The sequence below is a fragment of the Citrobacter sp. Igbk 16 genome, assembly GCF_028069755.1.
GTDB lineage: Bacteria > Pseudomonadota > Gammaproteobacteria > Enterobacterales > Enterobacteriaceae > Citrobacter.
Map to the genome: position 1 here is coordinate 41,193 of NZ_JANEWJ010000016.1, position 11,986 is coordinate 53,178.

Genomic DNA, 11,986 nt, shown 5'->3' on the forward strand with positions numbered 1-11,986 from the left:
AAATTAGCAATTCGAATTGATCGTCAGAAACTGTGCAGTCCAAGGAAATCGACAATCGGGTTGAAATAATCTTCGAAGCCCGTGAATGCGTGGTTTCCGCCCTCAATAACTGTCTGACGGCAGGAGGCGTAATACGCCACCGCCTGGCGGTAGTCCAGCACTTCATCGCCCGTTTGTTGAAGCAGCCAAATCAAATCCGGCGCTTCCAGCGGGTCAATCTGCATGACTTTAAGATCGTAAATATGGCGTGACTCTAGCACATATTGCTGCCCCGTGTAGGGGTTCTCGTTTTGACCGAGATAGTCGACCAGCAGTTCGTAAGGCCGCACGGCAGGGTTCACGACCACCGCTGGCAGCATAAAACATTGCGACAGCCAGGTGGCGTAGTAGCCTCCTAATGAGGAGCCGACAATCCCCAGCGACTCGCCGCCATGTTCAAGGATAATAGACTCCAGCATCTCTGCCGCCTGGGCTGGATACGGAGGTAACTGCGGCACAATCATCTCAACGTGCGGATGGTGCTCCGCCAGCCAGTTTTTTAGCAGACATGCCTTCGCCGAACGAGGAGAACTATTGAATCCATGAAGATAGAGAAGCGTAGACATCAGTAGCCTTCTGAAGCGGTATCAGGGTGAAACCGATTTCCCTGTAGACGACACACCTGGGTCTGCAACGTACCGTCTGCAAAGAGTTCCAGCGTACGCCAGCCGGGGCTTATCGTATCTAACGTGAAATTGGCGCAATGCGGCTTAAATTGCACGCATGTTGATGGCGTCGCCAGCAGTCGGCGGCCGTTCCAGTCGAGATCCAGCTCCTGGTGAATATGCCCACAGAGCAGATACTTCACGCGCGGATAGTTCACCAGCACGTTGTCGAGCTCCGCCGCATTACGCAGACTGTGTTGATCGAGCCAACTGCAGCCCGCAGGCAAAGGATGATGATGCAGAAGCAGCAACGTATTACGTTCAGGCGCATCAGCAAGTTTACGCTCCAGCCATTCAAGCTGAAATTCGCTTAACTCACCGTGAGGGACGCCAAAAACCTGGCTGTCCAGCAACAAAATTTGCCACTGTTCACCGATGAAGATGCGTTTGGCGGGGGAAATACCCGCATCCTGAAGCGCGCTGTACATCGCTGGCTGAAAATCGTGATTACCGGGTAACCAAACGCAGGGCGCACGAAAACTTGCGATGCCCTCAGCAAAATGCTGATAAGCCGCAGCGGATTGATCCTGCGCCAAATCCCCAGTCGCGACGATGAGATCGTACTCTGGCGACTCTGCATGTATTGCATCCAGTACGCACTGGTAGCTATCCCAGGTGTTCACACCCAGCAAGGTTTCATGCTTTTCGGCAAACAGGTGAGTGTCTGTAATTTGTAAGATCCTGACTCTGGCCTCACCAGCCAAAGGAAGGGTTAACAGGCTTTCCAAATGGTGTCCTTAGGTTTCACGACGCTAATAAACCGGAATCGCCATCGCTCCATGTGCTAAACAGTACCGTAACCAGTCGGCCAAAAACTGATTAATTTGATGCTTTTCGTCGCGTTGATGCAACTTTTTATTTGGATAATCATACCGCGCTTTGAAGCGAAAGATCTGCTGACTTGAACACACTTCAGCCACCCTCGCATCATGATACAGGCGCACAGTCAGCGACGGCAGGCTCCAGTAGGTAACCGCTGGTGCCGTTTGTTCAATCGCGACAAGCGTAGTGTATCGGGTCGATTCAACAATCGTTAATCGATATTGTGCGTTTGCAACCTGATAGCTCACTGTTTCACCGGCTGCATCATTGCGTGGCAACAGGCGGCGCAACTGCGAAAAATTGGTTTCGCACAGGCGCATCATTTCAGGGAAGTCAGGTGTGTAACGCTTCATTTTTTCCACTCAGTTTTTAACTCTTGATAGTGCAGCTGTAACCATTGCAAGGCGATGACAGAAGCCGCGTTGTCGATTATCCCCTCTTCTACCCATTGGTAAGCCTGCTCCCGACTCACCACATGAACACGAATATCTTCGTTTTCATCCGCCAGACCATGAATACCATTTGCGGTCGAAGCGTCCACTTCACCTACCAAAATCGACAGGCGCTCACTGGTGCCGCCCGGGCTTGCCAGATAGCTCAGCACGGGCTTAGTCCGCTTCACATCCAGTCCGGCTTCTTCCATTGCTTCACGGCGGGCCACATCTTCAACGGTTTCACCTTCTTCGATCATTCCAGCTACCATTTCCAGCAGATACGGCGTTTCGCTGGTGTCATAGGCCGCGATACGGATCTGTTCAACCAGCACAACTTCATCCCGCTCAGGGTCAAAGGGTAGCAAGACTGCCGCGTGTCCGCGCTCAAAAATTTCACGCTTCACTTCACCGCTCATACCACCGTTAAACAGACGATGACGGAAGCGATAAAGATCCAGTGAAAAAAAACCGCGGTAAAGTGTTTCTCGTGCAATAATTTCTACATCATTTTTAGTGAATGTCATTGGCAAGTTGTCTGGTTTACGCATTGTGCTGTCCTGGTACCAATAGTGATTAAAGTGTGAATTTCAAGGTCGTTTGACTGCTGTTTGAGCGCCCTTGTGTTAAATTGATGCAAATTAACGCCGTATGGCACGTAACGCCAACTTTTTGAAGTGGCGGATTCTGCTAGAATCAGCAATTATTTTTACAATTTGATCAGCGCTAAATACTGCTTCACAACAAGGAATGCAAATGAAGAAATTGCTCCCCATCCTTATCGGCCTGAGCCTGTCGGGGTTCAGTACTCTGAGCCAGGCAGAAAACCTGATGCAGGTTTATCAGCAAGCACGCCTGAGCAACCCGGAATTGCGTAAATCCGCCGCCGATCGCGATGCTGCATTCGAAAAAATTAACGAAGCGCGTAGTCCTTTACTGCCGCAACTGGGCTTAGGTGCCGATTACACCTACAGCAATGGCTTTCGTGATGCCAATGGCGTCAACTCCAACGCGACCAGTGCTTCGTTAAGCCTGACTCAGACTCTGTTCGATATGTCAAAATGGCGTGCCCTGACGCTGCAAGAAAAATCAGCAGGCATCCAGGATGTGACTTATCAGACCGATCAGCAAACGCTGATCCTGAATACCGCCACGGCCTATTTTAACGTATTGAACGCGATTGACGTGCTCTCTTATACCCAGGCACAAAAAGACGCCGTTTATCGTCAGTTAGATCAGACGACCCAGCGTTTTAACGTTGGCCTGGTTGCCATTACTGACGTACAGAACGCCCGTTCACAGTACGATACCGTGTTGGCGAACGAAGTTACCGCGCGTAACAACCTGGACAACGCCGTTGAACAGCTGCGTCAGGTCACCGGCAATTACTACCCGGAACTGGCCTCGCTAAATGTTGATGGTTTTAAAACCAACAAACCGCAGGCGGTGAATTCGCTGCTGAAAGAAGCAGAAAACCGCAACCTGACGTTATTGCAGGCACGTTTAAGTCAGGATCTGGCGCGTGAGCAAATTCGTCTGGCGCAGGACGGTCATCTGCCGACGCTGGGTTTAACCGCCTCTACCGGTGTATCTGATACCTCTTACAGTGGTTCTAAAACTAACACCTCTCAGTATGACGACAGCAACCAGGGCCAGAACAAAATTGGTCTGAACTTCTCGCTGCCGCTGTACCAGGGCGGGATGGTTAACTCGCAGGTAAAACAAGCGCAGTACAACTTTGTTGGTGCCAGCGAGCAACTGGAAAGCGCGCACCGCAGCGTAGTACAGACCGTTCGTTCGTCATTCAATAACATTAATGCGTCTATCAGTAGCATTAATGCGTACAAACAAGCCGTTGTCTCTGCGCAAAGCTCCCTTGACGCGATGGAAGCGGGTTATTCTGTCGGTACACGTACCATCGTGGACGTGTTGGATGCCACCACCACGCTGTACAACGCTAAGCAGCAGTTAGCAAATGCGCGTTATACTTATCTTATCAACCAGTTAAACATCAAATCTGCACTCGGTACGCTTAACGAGCAGGATCTGGTGGCGCTGAACAATACGCTGGGCAAACCTATTTCCACCGCGCCTGACGCCGTTGCGCCGGAAAACACCCAGCAAGACGCCGCAGCAGACGGATATACCGCGAACAGTGCGGCACCGGCGGTCAAACCGGCAGCAGCACGTACAACCAGCAGCAGTAACGGCAACAACCCGTTCCGTAATTGATGTTGATGACGGGGCTTCGGCCCCGTCTGAACGTAAGACAACGTAAAGATCCGCCCCTTCTCCCGCATTCTCGCCTCTTCCCGCTTCAATTTCGACCAGCCATCCTCTATTCTGAGCAGTATTTACCACTGGGTCCTGGAAGACATAAATGAAACGGACAAAATCTATACATCACGCGTCGTTCCGCAAAAGCTGGAGCGCACGCCATCTGACTCCTGTCGCACTGGCTGTGACCGCTGTTTTTATGCTGGCAGGCTGTGAAAAGAGTGACGAAACAGTTTCGCTTTATCAGAATGCGGACGACTGCTCTGCGGCGAATCCGGGTAAAAGCGCTGAATGTACTACCGCATTCAACAACGCACTGAAAGAAGCTGAACGCACGGCGCCAAAATACGCCACGCGCGAAGACTGTATTGCCGAGTTCGGTGAAGGTCAGTGCCAGCAGGCACCTGCCCAGGCAGGAATGGCACCTACGGGCGAAGGCCAGGCTCAAGCGCAGAATCAAAGCAGTGGCAGCTTCTGGATGCCGCTGATGGCGGGTTACATGATGGGTCGGATGATGGGCGGCGGCATGGGCGCGCAACAACCGCTGTTCAGCTCGAAAAATCCGGCAAGCCCGGCATATGGCAAATACACTGATGCCGGCGGTAAAAACTACGGGGCCGCCACACCGGGCCGCACCATGACCGTGCCGAAAACCGCGATGGCACCAAAACCTGCCACAACGTCTACCGTTACGCGCGGTGGATTTGGTGAGTCGGTGGCAAAACAGAGCACCATGCAACGTAGCGCCAGCGGCACCACGACACGTTCGATGGGTGGCTGATCCCTATGGAAAGAGTCAGTATTGTTGAGCGCCCGGACTGGCGCGACAAAGCTACCGAATACGGTTTCAACTTTCACACCATGTACGGCGAGCCGTACTGGTGTGAAGATGCCTACTACAAGCTCACGCTGGCCCAGGTTGAAAAACTGGAAGAGGTCACCGCAGAGCTGCATCAGATGTGCCTCAAAGTGGTGGAAAGAGTCATCAACAGCGATGAGCTGATGACCAAGTTTCGCATTCCAAAACATACCTGGGGCTTTGTTCGCCAGTCCTGGCAGACACAGCAGCCGTCGCTTTACTCCCGTCTCGATCTGGCGTGGGATGGCACGGGTGAACCCAAGCTGCTGGAAAACAACGCAGATACGCCAACCTCATTGTATGAAGCGGCTTTTTTCCAGTGGATCTGGCTGGAAGATCAGCTTAATGCGGGCAACCTGCCGGAAGGCAGCGATCAGTTCAACAGCCTGCAGGAAAAACTGATCGAACGTTTCACTGAGCTGCGCGAGCAGTACGGTTTTCAGTTGCTGCACCTGACCTGCTGTCGCGATACGGTCGAAGATCGTGGAACGATCCAGTATTTGCAGGATTGCGCGGCTGAGGCTGAAATTGCCACTGAATTTCTCTATGTCGAAGATATCGGGCTCGGTGAAAAAGGTCAGTTCACGGACATGCAGGACCAGGTGATCGCCAACCTGTTCAAGCTGTATCCGTGGGAGTTTATGCTGCGTGAAATGTTCTCCACCAAGCTGGAAGACGCTGGCGTTCGCTGGCTGGAACCGGCATGGAAGAGCATTATCTCCAACAAAGCACTGCTGCCGCTGCTGTGGGAAATGTTCCCGGATCACCCGAATCTGCTACCGGCATATTTCGCCGAAGACGACTATCCGCAGATGGATAAATTTGTCGTGAAACCGATCTTCTCGCGTGAAGGGGCTAACGTTTCCATCATTGAAAACGGTAAAACGATCGAAGCCGTGGAAGGGCCATACGGTGAAGAAGGTATGATCGTGCAGCAGTTCCATCAGCTACCGAAGTTTGGCGACAGCTATATGCTGATCGGCAGCTGGCTGATTAACGATCAACCCGCCGGGATCGGCATTCGTGAAGACCGCGCGTTGATCACCCAGGATCTCTCACGCTTCTATCCGCATATTTTTGTCGAATAAATCTGTTGTGCCCGGTGGCGCTCACGCTGACCGGGCCTACGTTCGATACCATCCGGTAAAATACTACCCCACCTGCACCGACAACATACTCAGGCTACCCATCTCAATGCCATCGACCGGGATTGTTACAGGTTCTTTACCATCCCATGCGCCTAAAACATACAGCAGCGGCAGGAAGTGATCCGGTGTTGGGTTCGACAACGATCCGCCTTCATGCTCGAGATAATTCACCAGCGGATGCTGTTCAACCGGTCCCTGCCAGGTCAGGTTGGCTTTCACATAATCATTGAATGAGGTCGCCCATGGGTATGGTGTATTCTCACCGTGCCAGCGTGCTGTACGCAGGTTATGTACCACGTTGCCACTGGCCACCAGCATAATGCCTTCATCGCGCAATGCTGCCAGCTTACGGCCTATTTCAAAATGCCAGGCCGCAGGTTTAGTGCTATCGACACTCAACTGCACCATCGGGATATCCGCGTTCGGGTACATCTTGATCAGCACGCCCCATGAGCCGTGGTCAAATCCCCACGCCTCTTTATCCAACGTGACTGGCACTGGAGAAAGCAGATCCACCAGATGCCGAGCCAGTTCAGGAGACCCAGGGGCCGGATAATGCGTGTCATACAGTGCTTGCGGGAAACCACCAAAATCGTGGATCGTTTTTGGTGCTTCCATCGCCGTCACACCTGTCCCACGAGTGAACCAATGTGCCGAGACCACAACAATCGCTTTCGGGCGTGGCAACGTTTCCCCCAGTTGCTGCCAGGCGCGGGTATAAACGTTATCTTCCAGAACATTCATTGGGCTGCCGTGTCCCAAAAACAATGCTGGCATACGAGTTGAAGACATGATGATATCCTTACTGAGGGAGTCATTTTGATATCACCACAATACGCTTTTTCGGTTGATGAAGAACTCAGATAACCATGATGAAGATCATCAGTTATTTTGACGATCCGCCCCGAACAGCAGATTGATAAGGAGTTTTATTTGTCGATGTCAGTACCTTTACTTCTGACCTTACTGGCAGGCGCCGCCACATTTATCGGTGCATTTCTTGGCGTGCTGGGACAAAAACCCTCTAACCGCGTTCTCGCGTTTTCTCTGGGTTTTGCCGCAGGTATCATGCTGCTGATTTCCCTGATGGAAATGTTGCCAGCCGCACTGGCAGCAGAGGGAATGTCGCCGGTGCTGGGTTACGGGATGTTTATCGTTGGTTTGTTGGGCTACTTTGGCCTGGATCGTTTGCTGCCGCACGCTCACCCTCAGGATTTAGTCCAAAAAACCACACAGCCGTTACCCGGTTCCATTAAGCGTACTGCGATTTTATTAACGCTGGGTATCAGCCTGCACAACTTTCCGGAAGGGATCGCGACTTTTGTTACTGCCAGCAGCAACCTGGAGTTGGGTTTTGGTATCGCACTGGCCGTTGCATTACATAATATACCTGAAGGTTTAGCCGTTGCCGGGCCCGTTTATGCTGCCACAGGTTCCAAACGTACCGCTATATTCTGGGCAGGGATCTCAGGAATGGCGGAAATATTAGGTGGGGTACTGGCATGGTTAATTCTGGGCAGTTTGATTTCGCCCGTGGTAATGGCGGCAATTATGGCCGCGGTCGCCGGAATTATGGTCGCATTATCCGTTGATGAACTGATGCCGCTGGCAAAAGAAATCGACCCCAATAATAATCCCAGCTATGGGGTACTGTGTGGAATGTCGGTAATGGGCCTCAGCCTGGTTATCCTGCAATCTATGGGAATCGGGTGAAGCCGATGGCGGATGCGGCTCTGTGACTCAGAACATCCGCCTCATTCATGGTGGCAGGGCTGCTATTCGTGGTCCTTGACGGTGGTACCACCTTCGCCCGTATGGCGAAACAGTTTGTTGCGCGCCTCGAGTAATGCATCTCTGTCTTGCCGGAACGCTCTGCAATAACGTTTCATATGGCAATAATAACCGATAGCAACGAGTGCAATTAATACAATCCAATACCAGGCAATAAACATTCTTTTACCCTTAAAATTTAACATCATTAAACATTTAACGTTAAAATTTTACATAACTATATTCTGACCTACCTCTATAGTGGCATAACATGAAAACAAATATATGATTTCGATCATATAACGTAACGGATAAAGCTAATCAAAAAACCTGCATTAAAAAGGAAACAATATCATCAGATTCATACGACCAAATAAAAAACTCATTATCCAGAACAACGTCCCTCATTGTCATTCACATAATAATAAAAATGTTACCCACTGATAATTAATAATTTTCTCACGGAACGTGATATTTATTTAAACACTCACGGGTTATGCCATTTAATTATGACAACGCATCAGCATACGAAAAATATATTAAGAACTATTATTTAGTGTTGATACGTAGTACCGAGCATCCCATCTAACTAAAGCTAAATTTTCCGGCCATAACAACAAAAAACCGAAGACAGAAAACTGACTTCGGTTTTTTCTACCACAACAAGCGTGGGAATACGCTATTAGCTGGCTTTGCGCTCGTGCGCCTGACGATAAGCCACTAAATCTTCGATAGTGACTACAGCCATATTGTGCTTGCCGGCAAATGCAATGCACTCCGGCGCGCGCGCCATGGTGCCATCATCATTAGTCAGTTCGCACAGCACACCAGCCGGTTTAAAACCCGCCAGCGTCACCAGATCGATGGTGGCTTCGGTGTGGCCACCGCGAGTTAACACACCACCAGCCTGAGCACGCAGCGGGAAAACGTGGCCCGGGCGGTTCAGATCGGAAGGTTTAGCGCCATCTTTAATCGCCGCGCGAACGGTAGTGACACGGTCTGCTGCGGAAACACCGGTAGTCACACCTTCTGCCGCTTCAATGGTCACGGTAAAACCCGTACCGTAAGCGCTGGTGTTATTTTCCACCATCATCGGCAGATCGAGCTGTTTGCGTCGGTCTTCAGTGATGCACAGGCAAACAATACCGCTACCGTGACGGATGGTCAGCGCCATCTGTTCAACAGTCATGGTTTCTGCCGGGAAAATCATATCACCTTCGTTTTCACGGTCTTCATCGTCAAGCACCATCACACCGCGTCCTTCACGCAGCGCAGCAAGCGCATGTTCAACACGTTCGAAAGGCGTACCAAAAGAGGAAAGTAGCGTCTGATTCATGGTAAAAAAACCTCACTAAAATTATGGTTACCAGAATCAGGGCAGTCTTAGGAGTGCCGTCAAAGCGGCAAAAAAATAACGTGAGCGGGTCCATGCCCGACTGGATCGTTACTCTCTCCCATCCGGACTCTAACCGTCGGCCCCGGAATTACACCGGATCTGCTGACCTTTTTGCCGTAACAAAAAGCGCTCGCGGGCTTTCAACATTCGTTGATTTACCGCCGGTGGGGAATTTCGCCCCGCCCTGAGAATAAGCGGGTTAACTATAACGCTATTGATTACCTTCATCAACGCCTTTACTCGACTTAGCTTCACACAATTCTGGTTTATGCCTGGGGCAGTTCGCACTACAATAGGCAGCAACACGTACCAGTTCAGGGAAACCATAATGATTGACCCGAAAAAAATTGAGCAGATTGCTCGTCAGGTTCACGAGTCGATGCCGAAAGGGATCCGGGAGTTTGGCGAAGACGTCGAGAAGAAAATTCGCCAAACGCTGCAGTCGCAGCTGACACGTCTGGATCTGGTAAGCCGCGAAGAGTTTGACGTACAAACCCAGGTTTTACTGCGTACCCGTGAAAAACTGGCGTTGCTTGAGCAACGCCTGACGGAGCTTGAAGCGCGTGAGAAAACGGCTGAAGTTAAGCCTGCGCCCGCAATCCCGCCAGTCGATCCACAAGTATAAAAACGACAACGGGCCGTAAGGCCCGTTAATATGTCAGTGTTCCAGTTCTAATTTTTTCGCCTCTGTTGCCTGCTGGCAGTAAAGTGCATAGCGTTTGCAAAACCAGCTGCGATGTTCCTCATCCATATTTCCAGTGACAGCCTGGATATCAACGGGTCGGCCCTCAGCCTGCATTCTGGCAAAACTCCGGGCCAGGAAATCGAAATTGTTCAGTGAATACATATTGCTGTTCATGAGCATACCCTCCAGTTATTGAATATCTGTTAAGGCCATATGCTTTTTCTGATTTCAGTATTTCCCTATACGCGAAGCTGTTCTGTACATTATGTGCGCAAAATGAGGGCTCTGCTTCACACTTTTCTACGAAATCTGTGAGAGAGTCAAATGAGGTCTATCAGAGGAGGAATACATCTCCTCCTCTGATCTTTCTTCCGGTACTCCGGATCGAGCAAACAGCATCGTCAAGCAAGGAAAGCGCGCTAAACGGAAGGTTCGACGCGTTTCCGGTAATTGTTATTTATCGCTGTCTTTCTGGATCTTTTTGATGATATTGGTCGTTGAACAACCATCTTCGAAGTTGAGTACCAATACTTCTCCGCCGTTGGCCCACACCTCTTTGCTGCCGGCAATCTCGTCCGGCTTGTAATCGCCACCTTTGACCAGCAGATCCGGCAGAACACCGGCAATCAGACGCTGCGGCGTATCCTCTTCAAAAGAGACGACCCAGTCGACGGACTCCAGCGCACCCAGCACGATCATACGCTGCTCAAGCGGGTTGACCGGGCGCGTTTCACCTTTCAGACGTTTGGTGGACGCATCGCTGTTAACCGCGACGATCAGACGGTCCCCCAGCTTGCGCGCATTTGCCAGATAGGAGACATGACCCGCATGCAGGATGTCGAACACGCCGTTGGTCATCACCACTTTCTCGCCACGTTTACGGGCGCTGGCGACAGCCTGCTTCAGCTCATCTTCACTCATCACGCCAAAGCCGGTATCAGCGCGACCGCGCACGGCATTTTCCAGCTCGATCGGTGAAACCGTAGAGGTCCCCAGCTTACCGACAACAACACCAGCTGCCGCGTTAGCAAAATAGCACGCCTCTTCCAGTGAATTACCCGCGGCAAGCGTCGCTGCCAGCACACCGATAACCGTATCGCCCGCGCCGGTCACGTCATACACTTCCTGCGCTTGCGTCGGCATGTGCAATGGCGCTTTGCCCGGTTGCAGCAGCGTCATTCCCTGTTCGGAGCGCGTGATTAACAGTGCAGAAAGACCGAAATCAGCAATCACCTTCATGCCGCGTTCAACCAGTTCATCTTCGCTCTTGCACTTACCCGCAACCGCTTCAAATTCGGACAGATTCGGCGTCAACAGTGTCGCGCCGCGGTAACGTTCAAAATCGGTCCCTTTCGGATCGATAAGTACCGGAACCCCAGCTTTACGTGCCAGTGCGATCATTTGCTGCACGCTTGCCAGCGCACCTTTGGCGTAGTCCGACAGCACCAGCGCGCCGATAGATCCCAGTGCCTGATTGATACGCTCATGCAGTGGCTGCGGATCCACACCTTCAAAGCCTTCTTCAAAATCCAGGCGAATCAGCTGCTGGTTGCGGGAAAGCACTCGCAGCTTGGTTATCGTCGGATGCGTCGGCACGGAAACGAAGTCACATTTTACGTTTACGTCCGCCAGCGTTTTACTGAGTGCACGCGCCGCATCGTCAATGCCGGTCAGGCCCACCAGACGCGAATTCGCTCCCAGAGAGGCAATGTTCATCGCCACGTTTGCTGCGCCACCGGGACGTTCTTCAATGGTATCCACTTTTACCACCGGGACCGGCGCTTCTGGGGAGATACGGCTGGTAGGGCCGTACCAGTAGCGATCCAGCATCACATCACCGACAACCATGACTCCTGCACGTTCAAACTCTGGCAGCGTTACTTTCATTCCTGTC

General features: G+C 51.5%; 14 protein-coding genes and 1 riboswitch. Of the genes, 5 read left to right on the forward strand and 9 right to left on the reverse strand.

Annotated features, from left to right (window positions below; genetic code table 11):
• Positions 1-23: 23 nt before the first annotated feature.
• Genes yqiA through nudF form a run of 4 tightly spaced genes read right to left on the reverse strand, consistent with a single transcriptional unit; the run spans position 24 to position 2,508 of the window.
• Positions 24-605, reverse strand: coding sequence for an esterase YqiA (yqiA, locus tag NNO03_RS12440; RefSeq protein WP_003024575.1), 582 nt, complete (start codon positions 603-605; stop codon positions 24-26).
• Complete coding sequence (cpdA, locus tag NNO03_RS12445; RefSeq protein ID WP_271442239.1) at positions 605-1,432, reverse strand: 3',5'-cyclic-AMP phosphodiesterase; 828 nt, start codon at positions 1,430-1,432, stop codon at positions 605-607. The genes yqiA and cpdA overlap by 1 nt, the downstream gene beginning before the upstream one ends.
• Before the next feature lie 24 nt (positions 1,433-1,456).
• Positions 1,457-1,879 (reverse strand): DUF1249 family protein, encoded by a 423-nt coding sequence (locus tag NNO03_RS12450; RefSeq protein ID WP_005123087.1) that lies wholly within the window; start codon positions 1,877-1,879, stop codon positions 1,457-1,459.
• The gene (gene nudF, locus NNO03_RS12455; protein WP_040233966.1) at positions 1,876-2,508 is read right to left on the reverse strand and encodes an ADP-ribose diphosphatase; all 633 of its coding nucleotides are present in this window, start codon (positions 2,506-2,508) and stop codon (positions 1,876-1,878) included. The genes NNO03_RS12450 and nudF overlap by 4 nt, the downstream gene beginning before the upstream one ends.
• A 199-nt stretch (positions 2,509-2,707) precedes the next feature.
• Between nudF and tolC the strand changes: the two genes are divergently transcribed.
• The 3 genes from tolC to NNO03_RS12470 all read left to right on the forward strand — a co-directional run bounded on the left by tolC (position 2,708) and on the right by NNO03_RS12470 (position 6,181).
• Positions 2,708-4,189 carry an outer membrane channel protein TolC gene (tolC, locus tag NNO03_RS12460; RefSeq protein ID WP_137382557.1) on the forward strand — a complete coding sequence of 494 codons (1,482 nt, stop codon included), beginning with the start codon at positions 2,708-2,710 and terminating at the stop codon, positions 4,187-4,189.
• A gap of 148 nt (positions 4,190-4,337) precedes the next feature.
• Positions 4,338-5,015 carry a DUF1190 family protein gene (locus tag NNO03_RS12465; protein ID WP_016154521.1) on the forward strand — a complete coding sequence of 226 codons (678 nt, stop codon included), beginning with the start codon at positions 4,338-4,340 and terminating at the stop codon, positions 5,013-5,015.
• A gap of 5 nt (positions 5,016-5,020) precedes the next feature.
• Complete coding sequence (locus tag NNO03_RS12470; protein WP_271449653.1) at positions 5,021-6,181, forward strand: glutathionylspermidine synthase family protein; 1,161 nt, start codon at positions 5,021-5,023, stop codon at positions 6,179-6,181.
• A gap of 63 nt (positions 6,182-6,244) precedes the next feature.
• On the opposite strand, the gene ygiD is transcribed toward NNO03_RS12470, so the two are convergent.
• Entirely contained in the window at positions 6,245-7,033 is a 789-nt protein-coding gene (gene ygiD / locus NNO03_RS12475) for a 4,5-DOPA dioxygenase extradiol (RefSeq protein ID WP_271449654.1), read from the reverse strand.
• A gap of 147 nt (positions 7,034-7,180) precedes the next feature.
• Between ygiD and zupT the strand changes: the two genes are divergently transcribed.
• Positions 7,181-7,954, forward strand: a complete 774-nt coding sequence (gene zupT / locus NNO03_RS12480; protein WP_003024600.1) for a zinc transporter ZupT — start codon at positions 7,181-7,183, stop codon at positions 7,952-7,954.
• A 62-nt stretch (positions 7,955-8,016) separates the two neighbouring features.
• Here the strand turns inward: zupT and NNO03_RS12485 are convergent, their stop codons facing one another.
• Positions 8,017-8,193: a hypothetical protein gene (locus NNO03_RS12485; protein WP_271442242.1), complete on the reverse strand. Its 177-nt coding sequence runs from the start codon at positions 8,191-8,193 to the stop codon at positions 8,017-8,019.
• Positions 8,194-8,693: 500 nt separating this feature from the next.
• Positions 8,694-9,347, reverse strand: a complete 654-nt coding sequence (gene ribB, locus NNO03_RS12490) for a 3,4-dihydroxy-2-butanone-4-phosphate synthase (protein ID WP_137382554.1) — start codon at positions 9,345-9,347, stop codon at positions 8,694-8,696.
• A gap of 106 nt (positions 9,348-9,453) precedes the next feature.
• A riboswitch (FMN riboswitch) is annotated at positions 9,454-9,603 on the reverse strand.
• A 132-nt stretch (positions 9,604-9,735) separates the two neighbouring features.
• Here ribB and ubiK point away from each other — a divergent pair.
• Positions 9,736-10,032 carry a ubiquinone biosynthesis accessory factor UbiK gene (gene ubiK / locus NNO03_RS12495; protein ID WP_202037734.1) on the forward strand — a complete coding sequence of 99 codons (297 nt, stop codon included), beginning with the start codon at positions 9,736-9,738 and terminating at the stop codon, positions 10,030-10,032.
• 33 nt (positions 10,033-10,065) lie between these two features.
• On the opposite strand, the gene glgS is transcribed toward ubiK, so the two are convergent.
• Together glgS and hldE are read right to left on the reverse strand one after the other, a co-directional pair.
• A complete protein-coding gene (gene glgS, locus NNO03_RS12500) occupies positions 10,066-10,272 on the reverse strand; it encodes a cell surface composition regulator GlgS (protein ID WP_137382553.1) in 207 nt (68 codons plus the stop codon).
• A 273-nt stretch (positions 10,273-10,545) separates the two neighbouring features.
• Complete coding sequence (gene hldE, locus NNO03_RS12505) at positions 10,546-11,979, reverse strand: bifunctional D-glycero-beta-D-manno-heptose-7-phosphate kinase/D-glycero-beta-D-manno-heptose 1-phosphate adenylyltransferase HldE (RefSeq protein ID WP_137382550.1); 1,434 nt, start codon at positions 11,977-11,979, stop codon at positions 10,546-10,548.
• Positions 11,980-11,986: the final 7 nt, after the last annotated feature.

Coding starts and splice junctions, on each gene's coding strand:
- yqiA (WP_003024575.1), bottom strand. CDS start 605: ATGTCTACGCTTCTCTATCTTCATGGATTCAATAGTTCTCCTCGTTCG.
- NNO03_RS12450 (WP_005123087.1), bottom strand. CDS start 1,879: ATGAAGCGTTACACACCTGACTTCCCTGAAATGATGCGCCTGTGCGAA.
- nudF (WP_040233966.1), bottom strand. CDS start 2,508: ATGCGTAAACCAGACAACTTGCCAATGACATTCACTAAAAATGATGTA.
- tolC (WP_137382557.1), top strand. CDS start 2,708: ATGCAAATGAAGAAATTGCTCCCCATCCTTATCGGCCTGAGCCTGTCG.
- NNO03_RS12465 (WP_016154521.1), top strand. CDS start 4,338: ATGAAACGGACAAAATCTATACATCACGCGTCGTTCCGCAAAAGCTGG.
- NNO03_RS12470 (WP_271449653.1), top strand. CDS start 5,021: ATGGAAAGAGTCAGTATTGTTGAGCGCCCGGACTGGCGCGACAAAGCT.
- ygiD (WP_271449654.1), bottom strand. CDS start 7,033: ATGTCTTCAACTCGTATGCCAGCATTGTTTTTGGGACACGGCAGCCCA.
- zupT (WP_003024600.1), top strand. CDS start 7,181: ATGTCAGTACCTTTACTTCTGACCTTACTGGCAGGCGCCGCCACATTT.
- NNO03_RS12485 (WP_271442242.1), bottom strand. CDS start 8,193: ATGTTTATTGCCTGGTATTGGATTGTATTAATTGCACTCGTTGCTATC.
- ribB (WP_137382554.1), bottom strand. CDS start 9,347: ATGAATCAGACGCTACTTTCCTCTTTTGGTACGCCTTTCGAACGTGTT.
- ubiK (WP_202037734.1), top strand. CDS start 9,736: ATGATTGACCCGAAAAAAATTGAGCAGATTGCTCGTCAGGTTCACGAG.
- glgS (WP_137382553.1), bottom strand. CDS start 10,272: ATGCTCATGAACAGCAATATGTATTCACTGAACAATTTCGATTTCCTG.
- hldE (WP_137382550.1), bottom strand. CDS start 11,979: ATGAAAGTAACGCTGCCAGAGTTTGAACGTGCAGGAGTCATGGTTGTC.